Raw genomic sequence first — 24,289 nt, forward strand, 5'->3', positions numbered from 1 at the left:
TACCTTTCGCCGGCAGAAGGCCCGGCCACCCTTGCAGGATGGCCGGGCCCCGCCGAATCACCGAGCAGCGTCAACGCTCTTCTGAAGGGCGCCCATGTAGTCCTCGGCAGACATCTGGCCGGTGGTGAGCAGGGAGACGTTGGTTGAGGCCAGCGAATTGCTCTTCGGGTCCAGGAGGGCTTCGAACCAGAGCACGGGGTCCTTGAGTTCGGTGATCTTTTCCTGGATCTGGGAGGTCATGACCGGGAGTTCCTTGACGTCCTCGTTGACCTTGAACCCCGAGATGGTCCCGGAATCCTTCAGCGCCTGCGCACCGTAGTTTTCGGAGATGCACTTCAGCCAGTCGCCGACCTTGGGCCCAAACTGCTTGGGTGACATGGCCATCACTGCACCCGCGTTGGCCGCGTACTGGTCAATGCTGCCGGAACCGCCCTCCACTGCCGGGAAGGGCATAAAGCCGATGTTGGTGTCACGAATAGTGTTCCGTTTGGGGTCGTTGATGGAGCTCAGCAACCAGCTGCCGTCGTACGTCATGGCTGCCTTGCCGGTGAGGAAGAGGTTCGCGGACGTGTCGGCGTCGCGGGTCGAGAAGCCCTCGCCCAGGGAGCCGGAGGAAGCAAGATCGGCCAGGGCCTTTGCGCCTGCCACATACTTGGGATCGGTCAGCTTGGCCTTGCCGTCCCTGACGTCCTTCATCGCATCCGGCCCTACATTGCGGAAGATGTACATGCCCATCAGCCGGGTGAGTGGCCAGCCGGCGGCACCGGCCTGCGTCATCGGCATGATGCCGGCCTGGGAGAGCTTGGCGTTGGCTTCCTTCAGGTCATCCCAGGTCTTGGGCTCCTCGATGCCGTTGTCAGCGAAGATCTGCTTGTTGTACCAGATTCCCTCGACGTTGTACTGGTAAGGGAGGGAAACCATGCCGCCGTAGACGTTCTCCACTGTGGCGGCAGCCGCAGGCAGAAGCTGATCTGCTGCGCCCAGCTTCTCCAGGGCCTCCTTGTAATCCAGCACAAGGTCGCCCTTGCCGAGGTCACCATCCGGGCGGACCATCGCGGTGCCCGCGATGAAATGTGCGGGCAGCGCGCCCTGGCCAGCCAGCAGGGTTACCTTCTGTACGACGTCGGCCTGTGCCACTTTCTGGTGCTCGATGGGGAGTGCCGCGTTCTCAGCCGAGCAGGCACCCTTGGCCAGTGCATCGAGGGTGGCCGGGAGGGCCTTGTTCTCGTTCGCTGTCAATATGGTGAAACTGCTGGGATCAGTGCCGGTGCCCGCGCCCCCAGCCGTGCTGCCGGCGTCCTGTGGTGCTCCGCCACCACAGGCGGACAGCGGAGTAAGTGCGAGCGCGACGGCCGTTGCCACCATGACTCGACGACTGCGGATAGCTTTCATGACGTCCTCCTTGACGGCTGCCATTCGGTGACAGCGAACCTCTGATCGATGCGTTTTCAATCAGGAGTGAGAGATTATTCAGCCCTCGTTCGTGTTGAGCGTATCACATTAATCCCCTATTGTGAATATTCATTCGAGTTTGAGAGAATAGTCAGTATTGGGTCCGGGCAGCAGCCTGACGAGGGAATCGACAACGAGGACGACACCATGAAAAGCAGTACAGCGAAGCGGCAGCATGCGCCCCTGACCGCGCTCGACGCAGCTAATGTCGTTTGGACCGGCGGCTTCTGGGGCGATGTGCTTGAGCGCACGCGGACTGTGACAGTACCGGGAATGTGGCGCTCACTCAGCGACCCGGCGGTAAGCCCGGGCTGGCAGAATTTCCTCATCGCTGCCGGCAACGCCGAGGGCCAGCACGAAGGCCCGCCGTTCCTCGACGGCGACCTCTACAAGTGGCTCGAGGCGGCCATCAGCCTCCTGGAGACCTCGCCGGACCCGGCCCTCGAAGCAAGCATCAATGAGATCGCGTCGAAGATCGCGTCCGTTCAACGCGGCGACGGATATCTCCACACGCCAACGCGCATCGCCGAACGCAACGACGAGCAGGTCCAGGCCCTCGCCGACCGCTTCAACTTCGAGACGTACAACCTCGGCCACCTCATTACTGCCGGCGTCCGCCACCACCGGGTGACAGGCGGAACGGTCCTGCTGGACGCCGCCGAGCGCGCCGCGGGATTCCTTGAGAACCTGTCCATTAACCACACGGACCAGCTCGCACGCAGTGCGATCTGCCCTTCGCACTACATGGCTGTCATCGACCTCTACCGCGCCACGGGCAATGAACGCTACCTTCGGCTGGCGGAGTCCTTCGTCGCTGTCCGGGACGGCTTCGAGGGCGGCGACGACAACCAGGACCGTGTTCCGGTACGCGAGCAGAAAGCAGTGGCCGGCCACGCAGTCCGCGCCAACTATTTGTATGCCGGGCTGGCGGACCTCGTTGCTGAGACGGGTGACCCGGAGCTTACTGAAGTGCTCGAACGCCTCTGGAGGGACGTCGTCGACACCAAGCTCTACATCACCGGCGGCTGCGGGGCGCTGTACGACGGTGCATCACCGGACGGCTACCCGTGGCAGGGCGAAATCAGCCGCGTGCACCAGGCCTACGGACGCCCCTTCCAGCTGCCGAACACCACTGCGCACAACGAGTCCTGCGCGAACATCGGCATGATCTTTTGGAGTGAGCGGATGCTGGCGCTCACCGGCACCGCCGCATATGCCGACGTGATCGAGCGCATCGCCTACAACAGCCTGCTGGCGAGCATCAGCCTCGACGGCTCCCGCTACTTCTACACCAATCCGCTGCGGCAGGTCCGCGAGCTGCCGTTCCCCCTACGGATGCCCGGCGAAACCGCCCTTCGGCCGGTCCCGGAACCGCCCGCGTCCGACGCGCGCCTTCGGGCGGAGTACCTGAGCTGCTTTTGCTGCCCGCCGAATATCGCCCGGACCCTGGCGCAGTTCCACGAACGAACCATGTCCACTTCCGCGGAGGGGCTGTGGGTTCACCTCTACGGCAACGCTGACGTCCAGGTGGACCTTGATGGCCGCGGCATCGGACTTCGGGAAGTCTCCGAGCAGCCGTGGGGAGAGCACATCGACTTCACCGTCACTTCCGTCACGGACGGCGGCATCCCGCTGAAACTGCGGATCCCCGGCTGGAGCGAAGGTGCGTCCATCACGGTCAACGGGGACCCGGCGCCAGCCAGTCCGCCCGGAACGTACGCAACGGTCGACCGCCAGTGGCAGGAAGGCGACCGGATCTCAGTGGCATTGCCGATGCCCGTCAAAATGGTCCGGGGGCATCGCCTCGCAGAGGAAATCTCCAACCAGGTTGCTGTGACCCGCGGTCCGGTTGTGTACTGCCTGGAAAGCCAGGACCTGCCGGAAGGAATCCGGCTGGAGCAGGTCGCGCTGCGCCGCGGTACCAACTTCACTCCGGTCGAGACTGACATCGACGGCCGCCGGATCGTGGCCCTTGAGTGCGAAGCGGTGGTCCTGCCACCCGCTGAAAGCCATGGACTCTATTCTGAAGTGGAGGACGCCGAACTGGTGACCGCGCCCGTGCGGCTGATTCCTTACTTCACCTGGGGCAACCGCGGGGAATCCGAAATGTCCGTCTGGCTCCCGCTGGCCTGGTGACGGAAATGACCTCGACAGTTACCCCAGGCCTTGCTGCAGATCCCTCCGCCCAAGACCGGGAAGAAGCCACGCCGCAGCACGTTGTTGCCACCTATCACATCGAGACGTCCCTCGATCTCCAGCATGCGGCCGAGGTGCTGGCCGGTGAGCAATCCACCGGCACATTCATCAGGGTGGCGCGGGAGTCCGACGACCTGCGGGCCAGGTTCGCCGCCCAGGTTGTGGACCTTAAGGAGCTCCCGCTGAATGGTTCCTCCCCGCTGCCCGGGGCCGTCGGGGATCCGGCCAAACGCCGTCGTGCCCGGGTGCGGCTCCGGTTCCCGCTGTCCAACTTCGGCCCGTCCCTGCCAAACCTGCAGGCCGCCGTCGCCGGCAACCTGTTCGAGATCAAGGAACTCGCCGCGATCAAGCTGGTGGACCTTGACCTTCCCAAGGCCTTCGCGGATCGCTATCCCGGACCGGCCTTTGGTGTTGAGGGAACGCGCCGGCTGATGTCCCGCCCCTCCGGCGCCATGCTGGGGACGATCATTAAGCCCAGCATCGGCCTTAGCCCCGGAGAGCTTGCCGAGGTGGTCGCAGAACTGGCCAGTGCCGGCGTCGACTTCATGAAGGATGACGAACTGCAGGGCAACGGACCCTCGGCGCCCCTGGCCGAGCGGGTGCGGGCAGTCATGCCCGTACTGCAGCGCCACGCGGACCGCACAGGCGTGATGCCGATGTATGCCTTCAACATCACCGATGACATCGGCCGCCTTGAAGCCAACCACGACCTTGTGGTCGGGGCCGGCGGCACCTGCGTGATGGCCTGCATCAATATGGTGGGCCTGGCGGGTGTGGAATTCCTGCGCCGGCACGCTTCTGTACCCATCCACGGGCACCGGGCAATGTTTGGGGCCATCAGCCGTTCTGACCAGCTGGGGTTCTCGTTCCGTGCCTGGCAGAAGCTGGCCCGGCTCTCGGGCGTGGACCATCTCCATACCAACGGCATCAGCAATAAGTTCTACGAGAGCGACGCCGAAGTGCTCGACTCCATCGCGGCTGTGCGGGAACCCCTTCTGGGGCAGACCCCGACGGTGCCTGTGCTATCGTCCGGACAGTGGGCGGGCCTCGCCCACGCGACCTATGCGGCCACCGGCACGGACGACCTCCTGGTTCTCGCGGGCGGCGGAATCCACGGCCACCCAGACGGGCCGGCCGCGGGGGTGAAGAGTATGCGTGCCGCGTGGGATTCCGCCGGGCGCGGTGAAGGGAAAGAGGCAGCCCTCGCCGCTTCAGGCGAATTCCGCCGGGCCGTCGAGACGTTCGGAGCGCCGCGTGACTGACCTGCGACTCGCCTTTTACGGTGACGATTTCACCGGCAGCGTGGATGTCCTCCTGCAACTCAGGCGGGCCGGATGGACCAGCCGTCTTTTCCTGGGGCTCCCCGACCCCACTGAACTGCAGGCATCCGCCCGGGAAATGGACGCCGTCGGCGTGGCCGGCGTTGCACGGTCCCTGCCGACAGGCCGGATCGAGTCCGAAGTACGGCCCGTGCTTGAGGCGCTCAGCGCGCTCCGGCCGCAGATTGTGCAATACAAGGCCTGCTCAACGGCTGACTCGTCGCCAACCGTCGGAAGCCTCGGCCGGGTCATCGAGATCGCCAGGGAGGTATTCGGCCCGGCCACGGTGCCCGCCCTCTTCGCCCAGCCCGACTTCGGCCGCTACACCGCCTTCGGCCACCACTTCGCCGCGGAGGAGAGCCAGGTGTACCGCCTCGACCGCCAACCGACGATGTCCCGGCATCCGATCACGCCAATGCGCGAATCCGACCTCGCGCGGCACCTCTCGCTCCAGACCAGCCTTCCCATCGGCAGCCTGCACCTCACCGAATATTCGGATGGGCCGGACATCGCCCGCAAGCTGGCACTGCGGACCGACGCCGCAACAGTCCTCGACGCACTGACCGACGAGCACATTGAACTTGTCTCCCACGCCGTAGTGGCCAACTTCCCATCGAACGCACCGCAGTTCGTGATCGGCTCCGGCGGGTTCAGCCGTGGCCTCGCGGCGGCCTTCTCCGGCGGAGGCACCTCCCAGCCCGGCACCGTCGATGAGTTGAGCGACGACGGGCCTGTCCTTGCCGTCTCGGGCTCCCAGTCGCCACAGACATCGCGGCAGACCGAGGACGCCCGCCGCCAAGGATGGACTGTCCTCGCACTGGCCGCACACGACGACGGCCCGCTGGTGGACCGCGTTATCGCTGAGGTCGCGGCCGGCCGGAGCGTAGTGGTGACTACCGGTGACGCCGCCGAAGCGAGCGACGGCGGGAGCTTGGTGGAGACGCTTTCCGCCCGCCTGTCGGCGGTCATCGAAGCGGCCCTCCGCGAGGGCAGCAACAGCCGGGTGATCGTTTGCGGCGGGGACACCTCCAGCCACGTCCTCAGGCAGCTCGGCGCCCGTTCCCTGTCAATCGCCGCAAACCCGGTGGGGAACGTGGTCCTGTGCAGGGTTGCGTCCCCCAATGCCTGGCTCGACGGCGTCGAAATGCTGCTGAAAGGCGGCCAGGTGGGTCCGGTGGACCTCTTTGAGTTGATCCGCACGCTCCAGGCGAGGCAACGCGTCGCACCCCTCGCCTGAGCCAGGCCGAGGGGTGGAACGGCTGCAGTCCCGCTAGGCCTGGAAGCGCACACTCCACGTCGTCGCTTCGCGGGGTATCCGGTACTGTCCGGGCAGGGGTGGACCGCACGCCGCCGACCCCAGCCCGAGCTGTGCACGGTCCACGTTTAGCCACACCCGGCCGGAATCCACGAGGTCGTGGGGATGCCGGGCCCGCTCCAAGGTTTCACTGGTCCACCGCCGGGCCGTGAACTCGAAATGCGGATCACCCTCAACCCGCAGGGTGGGCAGCCCGGCTCCTGAGACCTCCAGCCAGCGGGTTTCCACGTGGTTGCCGTTTTCCTGGGGCACCGGATACCCAACCTGCAGGGCGTCAATGTCCGAGGCATGGATCCCGACGACGGCGGCCTCCCGCGAGTCGGTGTACGACTCCCCCGGTCCCCGTCCGAACCACCGCACCTCCCGGCAGGCACCCGGAAGGCCTAGCCGGAGTCCCAGCCGCGGCAGGACGATGTCCCGGTGCTGATACGGCGTGTCCGCCCAGGGTCCGGTGAAATCCACCGACACGTCCAGCCGGAGTCCCTCGCTGTCGGCGGTCCAGTCGAACACGTACTCGATCGCATGCGGGTGTGTCGCTGCTGCGCAGCGGCCGGCCACGCGGAAGCGTTCGCCGTCTGCTTCCACACGGTCTGTCCGGTGCTGCATCCGGTCCAGTCCGACGGCGGTCCACACGGCCGCGAGGTTGTTGTTGCCGCCCTGCCCGCGGTCATTCTCGGTGGGGGCGCGGTACACGTCGAGCAGCGGGCCGTCGAGCTCCAGGCGTCCGAGGCGGGTCAGCCTCCCGGACACCGCGTCGAACACCGCTTTCCCGAGCCGCAGCTCTCCGCCGGCCAACACGGGCTGCCCGGTCGACGTCGGGCGAGACGCCTGGCCCCTGGAACGCACCTGCTCTCGGGAACGCGGCTGGGGGCGGAGAGCCAACAGGCCCTGGGACCACGCAACAACGTGCCCGGCCGGAGCCCACGCCGTGTTGCCCTTCAGCGCCGCCTCGACCGTGAGCCACCACTCGCCGGATTCATCGCCCGGGGCCACCGGACACTCCACGGCGACGACCTCGCCGGCGGCAACCCCCGGGACGTCCAGGACGCCCGCGGCCCGCTGGACACCATCCAGTTCAAGGCGCCACGTAAAAGTGAGGTGGTCGAGCCCGATTACGTCGTGGTCGTTGCGGATCCCGATCCTCTCACCCACGGAAATCTCAACAGGCTGGACCACCTTCTTCAGCTCGGCCAGGCCGGGCGACGGCGTCCGGTCCGAAAAAACGAGTCCGTCCAGGCAGTAGCGGCCACCGTTCGGGCGGTAGTCAACATCCGAACCGTGCATGATGAACTCGTGCCCAGCGGAATCCCGGTGCCGGAAGCCGTGGTCGATCCACTCCCACACAAAGCCGCCGCAGAACCTGTCGTGTGCCTTCAGGATGCGGTGGTAGTCCGCCAGTGAGCCCGGGCCGTTGCCCATTGCATGGGCGTACTCGCACAGCAGGAACGGCAGGGAGCGGCGGCGCGCGTCGTCGTCGTCGTTAATTCCTGCAGGCCGGGGATCCTCACGCCGGCCTATCTGCCCCAGCAGTTCCAGCGATGGGTACATCAGGGATGCGAAGTCCGAGTTGCGGTAGCTGGGGTCCCGCTCGTAGTGGAGGGGACGCGACGGATCACGGTCCCGGATCCAGGCCCCGACGGCGTCGAAGTTCCCGCCAACCCAGCTCTCGTTTGCGAGGGACCAGGCCACGACGCTGGGGCTGTTCTTGTCCCGCTCCACCATACGGCGGGTACGGTCGAGCATGGCGGCCAGCCAGCGCGGGTCCGCAGGCGGGTTGCCCTCCCACCCGGCGTAGATAAAGCCGTGGGTTTCAAGGTCGGATTCCTCCACCACCCAGAGGCCATATTCGTCGCAAAGCCGGATGAAATCGGGGTGCGGCGGATAGTGGCTGGTGCGCACCGCGTTGATGTTGTGCTGTTTCATCATCACGATGTCCCGGACCATTGTCTCCCGGTCGAGGGTCCTTCCCGTGTCGGGGTGGTGTTCGTGGCGGTTCACACCGCGGAAGAACACAGGCCTGCCGTTGGCGCGGAGCACGCCGTCGGCGATCTCAACCGTGCGGAAACCTATCCTCAGCTCAACCGTCTCGCCTGCCGACGTGAGCGAGCCCCGGTAGAGCCGGGGTGATTCGGCACTCCATGGCTGAACGGGAACGGTGGCGGTTTCGCCCGCGGCCATGCTGATTCCAAGCTCCGGGACCTCCACGCGGGCCGTGGTTGAAGCGTCGACGCGGAGGGTGCCCTGCCCGGTACGGTGGTCGAAGCCGGCGTGGACGAAGAAGTCGTCGATCGAGCCTGCAGGCCGTTCGAGGAGCTCGACATCGCGGAAGATGCCGGGCAGCCACCACATATCCTGGTCCTCGAGGTAGGTTCCCGACGACCAGCGGTGCACTCGCACGGCGAGCACGTTCTCACCCGGAAGCACCGGGGCATCGAATTCGAAGGGCAACCGGCTTCCGGTCGAAAAGCCCAGCTCCTGCCCGTTCAGCCAGGCCTTCGCGCAGGAGTCCACCCCCTGGAACCGAAGCACGGCCGGGCCCCAGTCCTCGGGCACGTCAAAGACCAGCCGGTAGTCGCCGGTGGGGTTTTCGGTGGGAACCCGGGGCGGATCCAGCGGCATGGGCAGCGCAGTGTTGGTGTACAGCGGGCCCTCGTCGGTCCCGAGCAGCGACCGCGCGGGTCCGCCGGCCAGCGGGGTCACGGGCTCAAGGACCCAGTGGGACGGGACCCGGATGGTGTCCCAGCCCGTATCGTCAAAACCTGCCTTGGTGAATTCCGCGCCGGCGCCCGCCGCGGTGGGCGAAAGCAGGAACTGCCAGTTTCCATTGAGGCTGAGCCGGCGTGCGTCGCTGATTGCATCCGCACGGGGCTCGCGGCGGCCGGCTCCGGGGGCATGGTCTTCCCAATATTGGCGCATCTGCGTCCTGTTCAGCCTGCGTCGGTCTCGGCGGGTTGCGGCAGCCGGCGGATGCGCAACGTGAGGGCTTCCCCTTCAGGCAGCTGGACCGGGCCGGCGCCGCCGGCGAAGGCGTCATTGCGCCGGACGTCAGTCAGCTCGAAGGACCGGCCCACCGGCTTGATTGTCATGTTCCACGTGTCGATCACGTCCACCTCGAAGCGGTCGCCAACCTCCAGCGGGATTCCCATGCCCGCAGTGGGCAGCCGGAACGTCCATGAGGCGGGGGCGGACCGGCCGAGGTACTGGAAGTACACCTGCCGTGGAATACCGGCCACGAACGAGGCGTCCCACCAGTTGTCGATCGGGTCCAGGCCGTTGCCGACCACGTCGTCCAGCAACCTCCGAAGGAAACCAAGCCGTTCCGGACTTTCCCCCTTCAAAAGCCCGCCCGCAACGATGTGGAGGGTCCCGTCGTCGAGCACAAAGCTCTCGCCGTGCGAGGCGTAGCATCCTGACACGGTGGCGATCCAGAACTGGTGCACCAGTTCCCGGCCCGTGAGGCGTCCCCACCGCTCGGGCACGTCGCCTTCGTACTTGATCTCGTCCAGGACCACCGGTTTACGGTAGGCGTCGCGGAACAGCGAGGCGCGGCCGAAGTCCTCGGTGGCCTGTCCTAGCTGGAGGGAGGCGTGCGTGACCCACTGCTGGTTGTAGTCGTAGAGACGCACCCAGTTATGGATGGACCGCAGGTGGTCGTGCGGATCGGCGGCGGCGAGCAATTCGCCGGCCGCATCCCACCGCGCCGTGGAGCGGTCCAGGATGTCGAACTCGTTGCAGAGGGACCACCACACGTTGGAGTAGGCGGAGAGCCGGGCAACGAGGTAGCGCAGGTATACGGCATCCTCGGTTTCGGACAGTCCGTCGAGGCCGAAGCGGCCATTGTCATAGGCGTTGTAGATGAGCACATCAGCCTGGATCCCACGGGATTGCAGAAGGACGACGGCGGCATCGAGCCGCCGGAAGAACGTCACCACCGGGCGGGTCACGTCGTAGCGCCCATCGGCCCCGCGTTCAAAGGGCAGCAGCTCGGGAAAATGCTCCACATAGCCGCCCGCCTGAGGGAAGACCATAAAGCGCAGCTTGTTGAAACCCGCCTCAGTCAGTGAGTCCACCGTCGCCGCGAATCTTTCTCCGGGCTGGTGCAGCCAGTTGTACACCGTTGCCCCGACCGGCCGGAACGGAGTGCCGTCTGCGTGGGCGAAATGGAAAGTGCCGGCCACCCGGACCGGCCCGTGCTCCGCCGGCTCGGCCCCGGCAACGTTGACCTCGCCGGTCACTCCCGCCAGCCCGGCGGTCTCCGAGGTTGTGGTCCACCTCCAGCGGCCTTCATCTTCGGGCGCGAAACGCGCCAGGTAACGGTCATCGCCGTCCCAGAATCCCGGGACCCTCTTGACGTCTCCGGACTCGTGCTCAAAGACTGCCCAGAACGGCACACGATCCGCGGGAAGGGGTTCGTCCGGCCCGGTCAGTACTACCTCGAGCACCGCGTAGCAGGGGTGCGTCATGGAGTGGTCCTCTCAAGTGCGTGCGGTGCGCTCCAGAATGCGGGAAGGTCGGCTATTGAACCGTATCAACACTTTTTAGCTCGAAACAAGGGGCTGATACGGAAAGCCTTGAAACGTGTCAAGAACTGCGGAATGATGAGCAGGACACCCGGGCATTCCCCGCGCCCCAGGTTCCGCACATCCCAGACGGGGCCGAGAGGCCCGCCCATCAGGAGTCCTCATGAGCATCACCGTTGGCGCACCAACATTCGAACACCACCGCCAGGCCCTCGGCACCGGCGTCGCCGCGCCGCGGCTCTCCTGGAAAACCCGGGCGCCCGCCGGGTGGACGCAAGCCTCCTACGAAGTACGGGTTGAGCGAGGGCACACCGTTGAAACCCCGCCGCCCGTTGACTCCACGGACTCTGTCCTGCAGCCCTGGCCTTCCGCTCCGCTCAGCTCCCGCGAGCAGGCCCTTGTCCGGGTGCGCGTCACCGGCGTCGATGGCACACGTTCAGGGTGGAGCATACCGGGGACCGTCGAGGCAGGGTTGCTGGACCCCAGCGACTGGAAGGCCATGGCGGTCGGCGCCGGCTGGGAGGAGGACCCGGCGTCGGACGAACGACGTCCGCCACTGCTGCGGCGCGAGTTCGCTGTCCGCGGTGGCGTCGCCTCTGCGCGCCTCTATGTCACAGCCCACGGCCTCTATGAGGTGGAGATCAACGGACAGCGGGTGGGCGACGACGCCATGTCGCCGGGCTGGACCACCTACTACCATCGACTCCGGTACTACACCTACGACGTCACGGACCACTTGGCAAGCGGTGTGAACGTCATTGGATCCTGGCTCGGGGACGGCTGGTACCGCGGGCGGCTGGGCTGGTATGGCGGTTTCCAGAATCTCTACGGCACCGACCTCTCGCTGCTCGCCCAACTCGAGATCCGGTACCGCGACGGCTCGGTGGAGGTCATCGCCACGGATGGCTCCTGGCGGGCGGCCCCGGGTCCCATCGTCCGCAGCGGCAACTACGACGGCGAGCTGTACGACGCGCGGCTTGAGCTCGACGGCTGGTCCCGGCCGGGATTCGACGACGCCGGCTGGCACCGGGTTGTCGCTGCCCACCGCGACCCTGCCACTCTGGTGGCTCCGGAGGGACCTCCGGTCAGGTGCACGCAGGAGGTGGCTCCGGTGACAGTACTGGCCACCCCGAGCGGCAGGAAGGTCCTCGATTTCGGACAAAACCTTGTGGGCCGGCTCCGCATCAGGGTTTCCGGCGAGGCGGGAGATTCGGTTCTCATCCGCACCTCAGAGGTCCTGCAGGACGGAGAAATCTATACGCGGCCGCTGCGCAGCGCGAAGTCGACCGACGAGTACGTGCTGGCCGGACGGCCGGCCGAGGAGTGGGAACCGCGGTTCACTTTCCACGGATTCAGGTATGCGGAGGTCAGCGGTTGGCCGGGAGACCTCGAGGCTGCCGTTGCCAACGGCGACGTCGTCGCCCGCGTTTATCACACCGACCTCGAGCGCACGGGCTGGTTCGAGACCTCCAACCCCAGCGTCAACCGGCTCCACGAGAACGTCGTCTGGAGCATGCGCGGAAACTTCCTCGACATTCCCACCGACTGCCCGCAGCGGGATGAGCGCGTCGGCTGGACCGGAGACATCCAGGTGTTCGCGCCCACCGCCTCGTACCTCTACGACGTCTCCGGCATGCTCTCCAGCTGGCTCAAGGACGTGGCGGCGGAGCAGCTTCCCGACGGAACGGTGCCCTGGTACGTCCCTGTCATTCCCGCGCACAAAATGTGGACCCCCATCCGCCCGGGTGCGGCGTGGGGTGACGTCGCAACGTTCACGCCATGGACCTTGTTCGAGCGCTTCGGCGATGCTGCGATCCTGGAAGCGCAGTACGACAGTGCCAAGAGCTGGGTGGAACTGGTGGAGCGTCTTGCCGGACCGGACCGGCTTTGGAATGAAGGATTCCAGCTGGGCGACTGGCTGGACCCGTCAGCACCGCCGCATGACCCGGCCGACGCCCGCACTGACCGGTACCTCGTCGCAACGGCATACTTCGCCCGCTCCGCAGACCGCATGGCCCGGATGGCAGCCGTCCTGGGCCGCTCCGAGGACGCGGAGCGGTTCGCCAGGCTGGCCACCGACGTCCGCCGCGCCTTCGCGGCCGCCTATGTTCGCCCTGGCGGACGCATGTCCAGCGATGCCCAGACCGCCTATTCGCTTGCCATCGGGTTCGAACTGGTGCCGGAGGCCGACATGGCCGCGGCCGGACGCCGCCTTGCCGAACTTGTGGAAGAAGCCGGGCACCGCATCGCCACGGGCTTCGTCGGCACACCCCTGGTTTCCGACGCGCTCACTGCGACTGGACATGTGGACTCGGCCTACAGCCTCCTGCTGGAAGAAGAAGCGCCGTCCTGGCTGTATGCGGTGATGCAGGGCGGCACCACGATCTGGGAACGCTGGGACAGCATGTTGCCCGACGGCACGGTAAATCCCGGCAAGATGACCTCCTTCAACCACTATGCCCTGGGAGCCGTGGCCGACTGGCTGCACCGTGTTGTGGCAGGCCTGGCGCCGGGAGCTCCGGGCTACCGGCACATCGTATTCAGGCCCCAGCCGGGCGGCGGGCTCACCCACGCTTCCGCTGGGCACGAGACGCCGTACGGCCGGGCGGCCATCGCCTGGAGCATCGACGGTGGGACCTTGCGCGTGGACGTCACCGTGCCCACAGGTGCGACGGCGACCGTGCAACTCCCGGACGGCGATGCCGTGCAGGTCGGAAGCGGCGCCCATCGCTTCGAAGGTGCGGCGGCCGCCGTCGACCCTCTCCCCCCGCTGATCCCCGAGGCCTCTCCCAGGTAACACTGCGTCGGCGGGGCAACACCGCGGCGCAGGAGCGGCACCTCAGGCGACGGTGGACGTCCGGACCATCAGTTTCGGCTGGAAGACGATCTGCTTGGCCGATTCCGCGTCCTTGGCGACGGCCGCCTGCAGGAGGTCCACTGCCGCGACGCCGAACTCCTCATGCGGCGCCCTGACCGACGTCAGTGGGATCACGGAGGCTTCCGCGAACTCGATGTCGTCGTATCCCACCAGGAGGATGTCGGCGGGGACACGCAGGCCGTTGTCCACCACAAGACCGTGCATCAGCCCCAGAGCCAGGAGGTCATTCACCGCGAAAACCGCCTCGGGCCGGCGCTCCGGGGATCGTTTGGCGATTTCGGCTGCCACTTCACGGCCCATGGCAAGGGTCCGGGTGCCCACGTTGATCACCTCGAGGGTGGCGTCCGGGCATTCGCGGACAGCGCGGCTGGCGCCCTCGATCCGGTCGGCGACCTGCGGGACTCCCAAAGGTCCGCCCACGAATGCTATGCGCCGGGCCGACTGCTCGATGAGGTGCCGCGCTGCCAGATAGCCGCCCAATTCGTCGTCCACCGACACGGACGGCTGCTCGCTTGCCAGGGCCCGCTGCCCCACGAGGACGCTCGGCGTGCCCAGCCTGCGGATGTGGGCGAGCCGGTCCTCGATGGGACCATGCGATGCCACCAGCAGGCCACGGACGCGGTGGGCCTGGAACATCTCCAAATAGGCGTCTTCCCGTTCCCGGCTCCTGTTGGAGTTGGCCAGGAAGACCGAAAGCCCGTCGGCGGCGGCACGCTGCTCGACGCCCTCGGCAATGGTGGCAAAGAAGGGGTTGCTGATATCTGGCGCCATATACGCGATCGTGGCGCTGCTGCCACGACGAAGCTGCGATGCGGCGTCGTTGCGGACAAAGCCCAGCTCGTCGATGGCCCGTTGGATACGCTCACGCTTCTCCAGTGACACCTTGTCCGGATGGTTGATGAAGTGCGAAACGGTGCCCTGCGCAACCTGCGCGAGCGCAGCGACTTCCCGGATCCCTACCCTTGCGGCCATGGCCTAATACTCTTCAGGCTGCGGAGTTGGCACAACAACGCGGAGTGTCCTCATGGATCCACTGTAATTGAACAGCTTGACACGTTTCATTGCGGTGGCTGGAAATGACCCTACCCAACCCCACCAACTCAGGACTACACTCGAAAACCGAGAGTATGCAGGCAGCCGGACACCGGGAGAGAATGGAGGTGGTTTTGATGACTGTTACAGCCGCGCGCCCAGAGCGCCCCGCACCCATCAAACCAACCCACCTCCCCTTCCTCCGCACCGCATAAGGCTCCCGCCCACCGGGCGGCGCAAACCAGGTGCCTGGGGACTACACCCGAGGACTCACCTTGATCAATTCGTCAGGCACCAGCCTGGACAGCTTTGCCGTATCCACTTCCAACCGTGAAGGTCCTGCACAGTACGGCTACTCCGCCGCGGCCGCCCGTCACTTCGACGCCCACCCACCCGAACACCACCACAGTTCACAACAGAACGAGCCCGGGCGGGTGGTTCGCGTGGACCGCAACCTGGTCCTTACAGCAGTTGGAACTGAGCTGCTCCATCTGCCCTATCCCCTCGACGCCGGTGTGCCGGTGACGGGCGATTGGGTGTGGATCGGGCCGAACCGCGCCGGTGACCGGCAGATCATCGGGATCCTCCCCCGCAGGTCGGAACTCAGCCGGAAGCGCGCCTTTGCGGACTCCTCGGCGGCGCAGGTCCTTGCCGCGAACATGGACGTGGTGGGTGTGGTGGTCCCCGTGGACCGGCCGCTCACGCACAACCGCCTCGAACGCACCCTCGTTGCGGCCTGGGATTCCGGCGCGGTTCCGCTGGTGATCATCACCAAAGCGGACCTGGCGGATGTGGCGGACGACGTCGTCGGGAAGGTCATCCTGCAGGCTGCGGGCGTGGACGTGGTCACCACCTCGGCCGAGAACGGCGACGGGATCGATGAGCTGCTTGCGCACCTGCCGCCGCACGGCACGCTGCTGCTCCTGGGTCCGTCCGGCGCCGGCAAGTCCACCCTCATCAATGCCCTGGTGGGCCACCAGGTCCAGCACACCGGCGAGGTCCGCGCCGGGGACTTCAAGGGCAAGCACACCACCACGTCCCGCGAGCTCGTGCCGTTGCCCAACGGGGCCGTCCTGATGGACACCCCGGGCGTGCGGGGATTCGGCCTCTTCGACGCCGACGAAGGCATGGGCGAGATGTTCGGCGATGTGGAGGAACTGGCCGGCCGCTGCCGCTTTTCCGACTGCGCCCACCTTCGGGAGCCGGGCTGCGCGGTACAGGCCGCCCTGGCTGACGGCACACTCGATGAACGCCGCTGGATCAGCTACGGCAAACTACAGCGCGAAATCGCCGCCCTGGCCCGCCGCACCGACGCCGCCGCCCGGCGAGCGTACCAGCGCGAGTGGCATCAGAAGGTGGTGGTGGCCGGCAAATCGCAACGTTCGGCGGAGCGTGACAGCTCCGAGCGAAGGGAGGAACAGCGGTCCCAGCGGAAGCGGCGGTAAGCCACGTCGATGCACTATCGCTCTTGGTACTCTGGGTCGCCAAACATGGCCTGAGAGGAAGCGGAGGTGATGGAGCATCGCCGGGAAGGGCATTCCGAGGCGGTGCTGCGCGTCCGGTAACGTGGACGTGCAGGACTTGCGGGCGATGCAACGTTGTAAAATATTCGTGACAGGCCGCCCGGCCTGGAACAGCACCGGGGGAGGCAGCATGGCGGCAACGCTTCACGACGTGGCCCGCGTTGCAGGCGTGTCCTTCAAGACCGTCTCCAACGTGATCAACAACCATCCGCACGTCCGGGACACCACGCGCTCCAAGGTTGAAAAGGCCATCGCGGAGCTCGGCTACCGGCCCAACCTGACGGCCCGCAGCCTGCGCTCCGGGCAGACCGGCGCCATCACCCTTGCACTCCCCCAGCTGAGCCTGCCCTACTTCGCGGAGCTGGCCGACGCCGTGATCGAAGCCGCCGCGAAGCATGGCCTGGTGGTGCTGATCGAACAGACTGGCGCGGACCGGAAGCGCGAGCTCGAGGTCATGGCCAGCCCCCGGCTCAAGATGTCCGACGGCCTGATCTTCAGCCCCCTGGCCCTCGGCCAGGAAGACGCAGACCTGATCAAGGCAGACGTGCCCATCGTCCTCCTCGGCGAGCGCATCTTCGGCAGCTCGTCCGACCACGTCACCATGCAGAACGTCACGGCTGCCCGGGCCGCCACCGAACACCTGCTGGACCTCGGCAGGAAGCGGATCGCCGTCGTTGGCGCCCACGAAGGTGAAGTGATCGGCTCGGCCGGCCTCCGCCTGCGCGGGTACCGGGAGGCCCTCGAATCCCGGGGCATTCCGTACGACGACGGACTGGTCGCCTACGTCGTGGACTGGCACCGGTCCAACGGTGCGGCCGCCATGCATGACCTGCTGGACCGCGGCGCCACCTTCGACGCCGTCTTTGGGCTCAACGACACCCTGGCCCAGGGCGCAGTGCGCGTCCTGCAGGAAGCGGGCTTCCGCGTCCCGGACGACGTCGCCGTGATCGGATTCGATGATCTGGACGAGACCCGCTATACCCTCCCCACGTTGAGCACGGTTGACCCCGGGCGGACGGAAATTGCCGAGACTGCCATCCGGATGCTGATGGAGCGGATCAAGGAGCCGAACGGAATGCCGCCCCGGGAGATAGAGACGGCCTTCCAGGTTGTGGCTCGCGAATCGACGGGCGCCTCAGACCAGGCGTAGCCGGGATTGCACCCCCTCCCGGCTCAGGGCTCCGGGCATGGAGTTAACGCACGGCAGTTCCCCGAGTTTTTGTCCAGATACGGCGAGGTAACCACCCCGGAAGTCGCCGTATCTGGACAAAAACTCCTATGGTGCTACTTCACCGCGGCGAGGGCCTCGTCGTAGATCCCCAGGGCCTTGCGCACTTCCTCAGGAGTGACCACTGCCGGGGGAACAACGTGGATCCGGTTGTCCGCGATGAAGGGCAGCAGCCCACGGTTCAAAAGTTCGGCCTTGATCCGGCCCATGTAGGCGGGCGTGACAGGCTGCTTGGTCTGCCGGTCCTGGACGAGCTCGAGTGCCCAGAAGACGCCACGACCGCGGACCTCGCCGATGACCGGATGGCGGGCCGCGAGGGCGGCCAGGCCCGGTGCGAGGTGGTCCCGGCCGATGCGCTCGGCGTTCTCCACGATGTTCTCTTCCTCGAAAGCGTCGATGGATGCCACGATGGAGGCCGCGGCCAGGGGGTGGCCGGAGTAAGTCAGGCCGCCGGGGAAAACCCGCTCGTCGAACGTGGCGGAGATGTCCTTGGAGATGATGACACCGCCCACGGGCACGTACCCGGAGTTGACACCCTTGGCGAAGGTGATCAGGTCCGGCCGGACGTTGTAGGCGTCCAGTGCGAACCAGTCGCCCGTGCGGCCGAATCCGGCCATGACCTCATCCAGGATCAGGACGATGCCGTGCTGGTCGCAGAGGGCCCGCACGCCTTCCAGGTAGCCGGGGGGCGGGAGCAGGATGCCCGCGGTGCCGGGGACGGTTTCGAGCAGGATGGCAGCTACGGACTGCGGTCCCTCGCACTCGATGGTCCGGCGCAGGTGTTGCAGCGCGCGCTCGGCTTCCTGCTGCGGCGTCTCCGCCCAGAACTCGGACCGGTAAAGGTAGGGCCCAAAAACGTGGACGTGGCCCCGGGAGTATTCGTTGTGGATACGGCGCCAGTCACCGGTGGCGGCGATCGCGGCTCCGGTGTTTCCGTGGTAGGACCGGTACCGGGAGATCACCTTGTCCCGGCCGGTGTGCAGGCGCGCCATGCGGATGGCGTTTTCGTTGGCGTCGGCGCCGCCGTTGGTGAAGAAGATTTTGTCCATCCCTGCCGGAGCGTGGGCAAGGATCCGCTCTGCAGCCAGGCCGCGGGTGTGGTTGGCGTGCGCGGGGGCTACGGTCACCAGCGCATCGGCCTGCTGCTTGATTGCCTCGATCACCCGGGGGTGCTGATGGCCGATGTTCGTGTTGACCAGCTGGCTGGAGAAGTCCAGGTAGGTCCGGCCGTCATGGTCCCAAACGGTGCTGCCGGAACCGCCGGCAATAACCAGCGGATTCAGGGCTCCTTGTGCGGACCAGGAGTGGAAGACGTTCGCCCGGTCCAGGTCGACCACTTCGGAGTTGGTGACGGGTGCGGCCAGGGCGGTCCGGGTACGGGTACGGGCCATGATGGTTCCTCTCGAGGACGGTTGTCGGACGGTTGGCGTTCCTCTCCATCTTCCTCCCGGACACCGGCCCGTGTACCTAGACATTTGTATACTTGAAGCTATGAAGATCGACGCTTTGGCAAACGCGGCCTGAGTGCTGCCCACCATCAATTCCCTGCTGCACAACAAGGCCCTCAATTTGAGGCTTGTGGTGCCCGAGCCGGACAGCAAAGCGTTGGATTCACCCGTGACCTGGGTACACAGCTCGGACCTGGATGACCCCACGCCCTTCCTCGATCCAGGCCAGCTGCTTTTGACGGACGGGACGCAGTTCCCTATCAGCGACGGGTCGCCCGAGGCGTATGGCGACTATGTCAGGCGCCTGGTGGAGCACGGCATCCAGGGGCTCGGCTTTGCCACCCAGGTGATCCACGGGGTGCTTCCGGAAGGGTTGCGGGCGGCCTGCCGGGAGCAGGGCCTGCCCCTCCTCGAAGTTCCGGACAGAACGCCGTTTATCGCCATCATCCGGTCCGTGGCGGACTGGCTGGCCAAAGAGCAGAACGCCAGGTCCGAGTGGTCGCTGCAGGCCCAGCGGGCCATCGCACGCGCAGCCCTCCGCCCCGACGGGCTGCGGTCCATCCTCGCGGAGCTCGAGCGGCAGCTCCAATGCTGGGTGGCCCTGTTTGACGCGGCCGGGAACCACATCCTGATGCCCAACTCCCGGCCGGTGCCGTCGGCCCTGATGCCGGCAGTGGAGGCAGCTGTCCTGCGGGCGCTGGACCAGGGCGCACGCTCCGTCGCGCAACTGAACGTGGAGGATCAGCAGATCACGCTGCAGACCTTGGGGCGACGGCACAATCTTCGCGGTGTGCTGGCCCTGGGGGCCATCGAGCCCCTGGACCCGGCCCGGACGGACATCATCAACAGCGTCATCGCCCTGGCCAGCCTGGCCCTGGAACAAACCCGGACCCTGGATACGGCGCGCCGCCACCTGCGGTCCGGCGTTTTTGAGCAGATGCTCTCCGGCAACACCGACGTGGCCGAGCGGACGGCAGGCCAAGTATGGGGAAAGCTTCCCAGCGAACCGGTGATTGTGACGGTGGCCCAGCCGCCCCGGCAGGGCCAGAACCTGCTGGAAGCTTTGGAGCTGCTCTCTGATGACCACCGCGGCGCGGTGTTCTATGCGCAGCGGGGCGAGAACGTCGTCGTCCTCGCCAATCCGGCGCACCAGCAGAAGGTGGAGGCGGTGCTGGGGCGATACGGGGCGACAGCCGGGACCTCGGCACAGACTGCTTTCGCGGGCCTCCCCCAGGGGCTCAAGGAAGCCGAGCGGTCCCTGGCGCGGGCGAATCAGCTGTCCCGGCAGGTTGTCGCGTTCGCCGAAGTTGCCGAAGGCGGCATGCTGGGACTGCTCCAGCGGCAGGAAGCGGAATCGGTGGCCCGCCGCCTCATTGAGCCGCTGCTGCGGCATGACGACGCCGAACAGTCACAGTTGCTGCCGACGGTGGCTGCGTGGCTGGCGAACAACTGCGTTTGGGACCGGACCGCGCGCCAGCTGGGCGTGCACCGGCACACGCTGCGGAACCGGATTGACGCCGCCGGCGGCATCCTGGGCCTGAACTTGGACGGCCTGCGGGACCGGCTGGAACTCTATACCGCCCTGGAGTTCCTGGACATGGCAGAGGGGAGCCCGGAGCGCTGAACGCACCGGGCCCCCCTCACATCCGGCTCAGATGACGGCGCCGGCCATCAGTTCTGCGGGAAGCCCAGGTTGATGCCGCCGTGGCTGGGATCAAGCCACCGCGAGGTGATGGCCTTTTCCCGCGTGTAGAACTGGAAGCCCTGGATGCCGTAGGCCTTGGAGCTGCCGAAGATCGAGTCCTTAAAGCCGCCGAACGAGTAGTAGGCAACGGGCACCGGGATGGGTACGTTGATGCCCACCATGCCCACCTCCACTTCGTTCTGGAAGCGGCGGGCCGCACCGCCGTCGTTCGTGAAAATGGCCGTACCGTTGCCGAAAGCGCCGGAATTGATGAGATGCAGGCCTTCCTCGTAGGACGAGACACGGACCACGGCGAGGACCGGACCGAAGATCTCCTCCTGATAGACGCGCGAGTTGACCGGTACATCGTCGATCAGGGTGGGGCCGAGCCAGAAGCCGGCCTGGTCGCCGTCAACCTCGATGCCGCGGCCGTCCACCACAACCTTGGCTCCGTCCTCTATGGCGATATCGATGTAGGACGCCACCTTGTCGCGGTGCTGCCTGGTGACGAGCGGGCCCATGTCACAGTTGCGCCTGCCGTCGCCGACCTTGAGGGTGGCGATGCGTGAGGTGATCTTTTCAATCAGCTGGTCAGCCACGGGTTCGACCGCGACCACAACACTGATGGCCATGCAGCGTTCGCCGGCGGAGCCGAACCCTGCGTTGATGGCGGCGTCGGCTATCAGGTCCAGGTCTGCATCCGGGAGGACCAGCATGTGGTTTTTGGCCCCGCCCAGGGCCTGGACGCGCTTGCCGTTCCGGGCCGCGGACTCGTAGATGTACTGGGCGATCGGCGTGGAGCCGACGAAGGAGATGGCGCGGACGTCCCGGTGCTCCAGGAGGCCATCCACGGCCTCCTTGTCACCGTGCAGGACGTTGAAGACGCCGTCCGGGAGTCCTGCCTCGGTGAAGAGCGCGGCGAGCCAGTTGGCTGCGGACGGGTCCTTTTCGCTGGGCTTGAGGACCACAGTGTTGCCGGCAGCGATGGCGATGGGGAAGAACCAGAGCGGAACCATGGCGGGGAAGTTGAAGGGGCTGATGATGCCAACGACGCCGAGCGGAGACTTGGTGGAGTAGACGTCCACACCGCTGGAAACATTCTCGGAGTGCTCCCCCTTGATCAGGTGGGGGAAGCCGGTGGCCAGTTCCACAACTTCCAGACCGCGGCTGATCTCACCCAAAGCGTCGGAGACCACCTTGCCGTGCTCTGAGGTGATGATCTCAGCAAGTTCACCCTTGCGCTCATTGAGGAGTTCACGGAACCGGAACATGATCTGCTGGCGCTTGGTGATGGACAGGTCGCGCCAGGCCGGGAATGCCTTGTGCGCCGAGGAAACCGCCGTTTCGATGTCCTCCTGGGAACCCAGGCTTACTGACTTCGTCTCCCTGCCCAAGGCCGGATCGAAGACGGGAGCCACGCGCCCGCCGGAGGACGGCGCCTCCTGACCATTGATCCAGTGCGGGACAACCTGCAGTTCGGTGGTATCAGACACAGCCTTCTCTTTCTTTCATCAGGGGGGCGATGGAATCATCTGTAGCCACCGTAGAGGCGCGGCAGCGCCGCCGACCTTATACATGTGTCGGCAATTGGGAGACGCCTTCAACAAAAGTCCATCGCCAATGGCGCCCCGGGCATCGTCACGGACGTTTACTGCGAGGTCACTCTGGCCGCGCCAGTCGGCGCCTCGAAGGCCCCACTCCAGCCGTTTCCCTGGCAGTTCTGCACGCGCCATCGACGGCTTCCGGTGGTCACCCGCCCTGCAGCCCCGAAGGCATAGGCGAGTCCAGGAAGGTGGTCACCACATCCTGCACGAGTCCGGTCCTGGCCAGCCCGAAGAAATGTGTTGTGCCGGGAAATACCGCCAACTGCGACGCGGGCACGCCTTCAAAGTCTCCATTCACATCTCCGCCGCGCAGTTGGAGGAACCGCACCGCATGCTCGAGCTTGACCATGTCGCAGTCGCCCACCGTGATCAGTGTCGGGGCGGCGATGCCGCGGATCTCGTCATCACTCCACCCTCCGGCGCCTGCATCGTAGCGTCCAAGCTTGTCCAGCAGCCCCTGCAGGTGCTCGCGGTCCGGATGCGGCGACACAGCGAGGTAACGCTGTTCCATGGGGGTGCCGGCGATCATGTCCACGGTCATGGCAGCGACCGCTTCGGCGTTTCCGCCCCGGTCACCGTCCGGCCGGAACGATACCGACGAGACGATGAGTTTGCGCACAAGGTCCGGTCGGTTCACCGCGAGGTGCAGGGCAACCGCGCCGCCGACGCTGAATCCGAAGACATCGGCCTCGCGGACGTCCAGATGCGCAAGGAGTCCGGTGACATCGGAGGCGAGGTCGGCAGAGTTCAGCGGACGGTCGATGTCGTTGGTCCGGCCGTGGCCCTGCAAGTCCGTGGCGATGACCCTGCGTCCCGCGGACAAGCCCGGGATTAATGCTCCAAATTGCTGCTCGATATCAAACAACCCGCCGTGCAGGAGCAACAATGGCGTGCCGCCGAAACCATGCAGTTCGTAGTACATCTGCAGTCCGTTGACAGGGGCGTACCCCGTTTCGGTGGCTGCCGCGGTTCGCTGGTCCATCTGCTCGTCCTCCGCTTCGTTTCGGGTCATCCTAGTCCGACTTCGGCGGCCGCGGCAGGGCTGCCTCACGCCCTACTCCCACAGCACAGTTGGCCAGCCATCCTCCCACTCCAAGTCCAGCAGTCCCAGCCGGAACGCACCGTCCAGCTCCTCTGCGTAGTAGTGGAACGCCAGGGTGTTCCCGGACACGGACTGCCCGCCCGGCCCCACGCGCCCGCCGTCTGTCGCCAGCAAAGGCGTGCCGCCGCCGTCGAGCAGTTCCCTGCCTTCGGAATCCACGTATGGCCCGGTGATGCTGTCCGACCTCCCCACGGCAATGTTGTACGTGCTCTCCGGCCCCTTGCAGCAGAAGTCGCGGGAGAAGAACAGATAGTACTTCCCGTCATGCGGGAGGATGTACGGCGCCTCGATCGCGTTGGGCGGGGCCTTCCGGTCCGCGATAACCACCGGCTCTTCCGTCCCGGCACGCAGGCCGGTAGGCCACTCGAGTTCCACCAACTGCAGGCCGGTCCAGAAGGAGCCGAAGGACATCCATGGCGTCCCCTTTTCGTCCTCGGCGATGCCGGGATCGATGGCGTTGAACCTTTCCCCCTGGGAGGAAATCACTTCCCCGCGGTCCACCCATTCGTACGCGGGATCGGCGGGGTCCAGTGTGGTGTTGGTCGCCACAGCGATCACGGAACGGTTCTTGCCGAAGGTGGACGCCGAGTAGTACAGGTACCAGGTGCCGTCGTGTTCGTAGAGTTCCGGGGCCCAGAGGTTGTCCACGCCCGGGACGGCCGCCTCCAGCCAGGCCGGCTTTTCCTGCCAGACCTCGCCTGCGTACTCCCAGTTCACGCCGTCGCCGGAGCGGCGGACCTGGATGTTGCCGTCCGCCACCCGGCCGTTGCCCGTGGAGTAGATGAACCACGGTTCCCCGTCCTCCCCCTTGACCAGCGCGGGGTCATGCGTAAAAAAGTCACCGGTGAGGGCGGCGGGCTTCTCCTCGGGTGCCGCCGCCGGGGCCGCACAACCGGTCAGGACAAGGACGACGACGGCGCCCAGCGCCGCTGCCAGCCGCACCGTAAGGTGGCGGCCGGCAGCGGAACTGTTCGGCTGGGTGCGCACG

At 66.3% G+C, this 24,289-nt stretch carries 15 protein-coding genes; 7 read left to right on the forward strand and 8 right to left on the reverse strand.

From position 1 onward, the window contains the following. Positions 1–57: 57 nt before the first annotated feature. Positions 58–1,392: an ABC transporter substrate-binding protein gene (locus tag AU175_RS10335; RefSeq protein WP_066290918.1), complete on the reverse strand. Its 1,335-nt coding sequence runs from the start codon at positions 1,390–1,392 to the stop codon at positions 58–60. Positions 1,393–1,599: 207 nt separating this feature from the next. Between AU175_RS10335 and AU175_RS10340 the strand changes: the two genes are divergently transcribed. The 3 genes from AU175_RS10340 to AU175_RS10350 are packed head-to-tail and all read left to right on the forward strand — an operon-like array spanning position 1,600 to position 6,204. After that, entirely contained in the window at positions 1,600–3,588 is a 1,989-nt protein-coding gene (locus tag AU175_RS10340) for a glycoside hydrolase family 127 protein (protein ID WP_066288278.1), read from the forward strand. A 5-nt stretch (positions 3,589–3,593) separates the two neighbouring features. After that, entirely contained in the window at positions 3,594–4,910 is a 1,317-nt protein-coding gene (locus AU175_RS10345; protein ID WP_082979101.1) for a RuBisCO large subunit C-terminal-like domain-containing protein, read from the forward strand. Next, entirely contained in the window at positions 4,903–6,204 is a 1,302-nt protein-coding gene (locus AU175_RS10350) for a four-carbon acid sugar kinase family protein (protein WP_066288280.1), read from the forward strand. The genes AU175_RS10345 and AU175_RS10350 overlap by 8 nt, the downstream gene beginning before the upstream one ends. Before the next feature lie 33 nt (positions 6,205–6,237). Here AU175_RS10350 and AU175_RS10355 read toward each other — a convergent pair whose 3' ends face one another. Together AU175_RS10355 and AU175_RS10360 are read right to left on the reverse strand one after the other, a co-directional pair. After that, the gene (locus AU175_RS10355) at positions 6,238–9,198 is read right to left on the reverse strand and encodes a glycoside hydrolase family 2 TIM barrel-domain containing protein (RefSeq protein WP_156642271.1); all 2,961 of its coding nucleotides are present in this window, start codon (positions 9,196–9,198) and stop codon (positions 6,238–6,240) included. An 11-nt stretch (positions 9,199–9,209) separates the two neighbouring features. Continuing rightward, positions 9,210–10,745: a DUF5060 domain-containing protein gene (locus AU175_RS10360; RefSeq protein WP_066288286.1), complete on the reverse strand. Its 1,536-nt coding sequence runs from the start codon at positions 10,743–10,745 to the stop codon at positions 9,210–9,212. A gap of 220 nt (positions 10,746–10,965) precedes the next feature. On the opposite strand from AU175_RS10360, the gene AU175_RS10365 reads away from it, so the two are divergent. Beyond that, on the forward strand, positions 10,966–13,599 hold the full coding sequence (locus AU175_RS10365; protein WP_082979102.1) for a glycoside hydrolase family 78 protein: 2,634 nt from the start codon (positions 10,966–10,968) through the stop codon (positions 13,597–13,599). A 42-nt stretch (positions 13,600–13,641) separates the two neighbouring features. Here AU175_RS10365 and AU175_RS10370 read toward each other — a convergent pair whose 3' ends face one another. Then, the gene (locus tag AU175_RS10370; protein WP_066288289.1) at positions 13,642–14,652 is read right to left on the reverse strand and encodes a LacI family DNA-binding transcriptional regulator; all 1,011 of its coding nucleotides are present in this window, start codon (positions 14,650–14,652) and stop codon (positions 13,642–13,644) included. A gap of 335 nt (positions 14,653–14,987) precedes the next feature. Here AU175_RS10370 and rsgA point away from each other — a divergent pair, with 335 nt between their 5' ends. Both rsgA and AU175_RS10380 read left to right on the forward strand, forming a co-directional pair. Beyond that, positions 14,988–16,157, forward strand: coding sequence for a ribosome small subunit-dependent GTPase A (gene rsgA, locus AU175_RS10375; RefSeq protein ID WP_066288293.1), 1,170 nt, complete (start codon positions 14,988–14,990; stop codon positions 16,155–16,157). Between the two features lie 208 nt (positions 16,158–16,365). Further along, positions 16,366–17,385: a LacI family DNA-binding transcriptional regulator gene (locus AU175_RS10380; protein WP_066288299.1), complete on the forward strand. Its 1,020-nt coding sequence runs from the start codon at positions 16,366–16,368 to the stop codon at positions 17,383–17,385. Positions 17,386–17,519: 134 nt separating this feature from the next. Here the strand turns inward: AU175_RS10380 and AU175_RS10385 are convergent, their stop codons facing one another. Then, a complete protein-coding gene (locus AU175_RS10385; RefSeq protein WP_066288302.1) occupies positions 17,520–18,854 on the reverse strand; it encodes an aspartate aminotransferase family protein in 1,335 nt (444 codons plus the stop codon). Positions 18,855–18,987: 133 nt separating this feature from the next. Between AU175_RS10385 and AU175_RS10390 the strand changes: the two genes are divergently transcribed. Continuing rightward, positions 18,988–20,535 carry a PucR family transcriptional regulator gene (locus AU175_RS10390; RefSeq protein ID WP_066288305.1) on the forward strand — a complete coding sequence of 516 codons (1,548 nt, stop codon included), beginning with the start codon at positions 18,988–18,990 and terminating at the stop codon, positions 20,533–20,535. 47 nt (positions 20,536–20,582) lie between these two features. On the opposite strand, the gene AU175_RS10395 is transcribed toward AU175_RS10390, so the two are convergent. From AU175_RS10395 to AU175_RS10405, 3 genes are all read right to left on the reverse strand, one after another. Continuing rightward, positions 20,583–22,088, reverse strand: coding sequence for a CoA-acylating methylmalonate-semialdehyde dehydrogenase (locus AU175_RS10395; protein ID WP_066288307.1), 1,506 nt, complete (start codon positions 22,086–22,088; stop codon positions 20,583–20,585). A 256-nt stretch (positions 22,089–22,344) separates the two neighbouring features. Beyond that, positions 22,345–23,181 carry an alpha/beta fold hydrolase gene (locus AU175_RS10400; RefSeq protein ID WP_066290924.1) on the reverse strand — a complete coding sequence of 279 codons (837 nt, stop codon included), beginning with the start codon at positions 23,179–23,181 and terminating at the stop codon, positions 22,345–22,347. Between the two features lie 72 nt (positions 23,182–23,253). Continuing rightward, positions 23,254–24,288, reverse strand: coding sequence for an arabinan endo-1,5-alpha-L-arabinosidase (locus AU175_RS10405; RefSeq protein WP_066288312.1), 1,035 nt, complete (start codon positions 24,286–24,288; stop codon positions 23,254–23,256). Between the last annotated feature and the right edge of the window lies 1 nt (position 24,289).

It is taken from the genome of Arthrobacter sp. B6, assembly GCF_001663775.1.
Taxonomy (GTDB): Bacteria; Actinomycetota; Actinomycetes; order Actinomycetales; family Micrococcaceae; genus Arthrobacter.

What these genes read in the sequence shown, in the direction of transcription:
- AU175_RS10340 (WP_066288278.1), top strand. Translation starts at nt 1,600, where the DNA reads ATGAAAAGCAGTACAGCGAAGCGGCAGCATGCGCCCCTGACCGCGCTC.
- AU175_RS10380 (WP_066288299.1), top strand. Translation starts at nt 16,366, where the DNA reads ATGGCGGCAACGCTTCACGACGTGGCCCGCGTTGCAGGCGTGTCCTTC.
- AU175_RS10365 (WP_082979102.1), top strand. Translation starts at nt 10,966, where the DNA reads ATGAGCATCACCGTTGGCGCACCAACATTCGAACACCACCGCCAGGCC.
- AU175_RS10360 (WP_066288286.1), bottom strand. Translation starts at nt 10,745, where the DNA reads ATGACGCACCCCTGCTACGCGGTGCTCGAGGTAGTACTGACCGGGCCG.
- AU175_RS10400 (WP_066290924.1), bottom strand. Translation starts at nt 23,181, where the DNA reads ATGGACCAGCGAACCGCGGCAGCCACCGAAACGGGGTACGCCCCTGTC.
- AU175_RS10385 (WP_066288302.1), bottom strand. Translation starts at nt 18,854, where the DNA reads ATGGCCCGTACCCGTACCCGGACCGCCCTGGCCGCACCCGTCACCAAC.
- AU175_RS10355 (WP_156642271.1), bottom strand. Translation starts at nt 9,198, where the DNA reads ATGCGCCAATATTGGGAAGACCATGCCCCCGGAGCCGGCCGCCGCGAG.
- AU175_RS10370 (WP_066288289.1), bottom strand. Translation starts at nt 14,652, where the DNA reads ATGGCCGCAAGGGTAGGGATCCGGGAAGTCGCTGCGCTCGCGCAGGTT.
- AU175_RS10335 (WP_066290918.1), bottom strand. Translation starts at nt 1,392, where the DNA reads ATGAAAGCTATCCGCAGTCGTCGAGTCATGGTGGCAACGGCCGTCGCG.
- AU175_RS10345 (WP_082979101.1), top strand. Translation starts at nt 3,594, where the DNA reads ATGACCTCGACAGTTACCCCAGGCCTTGCTGCAGATCCCTCCGCCCAA.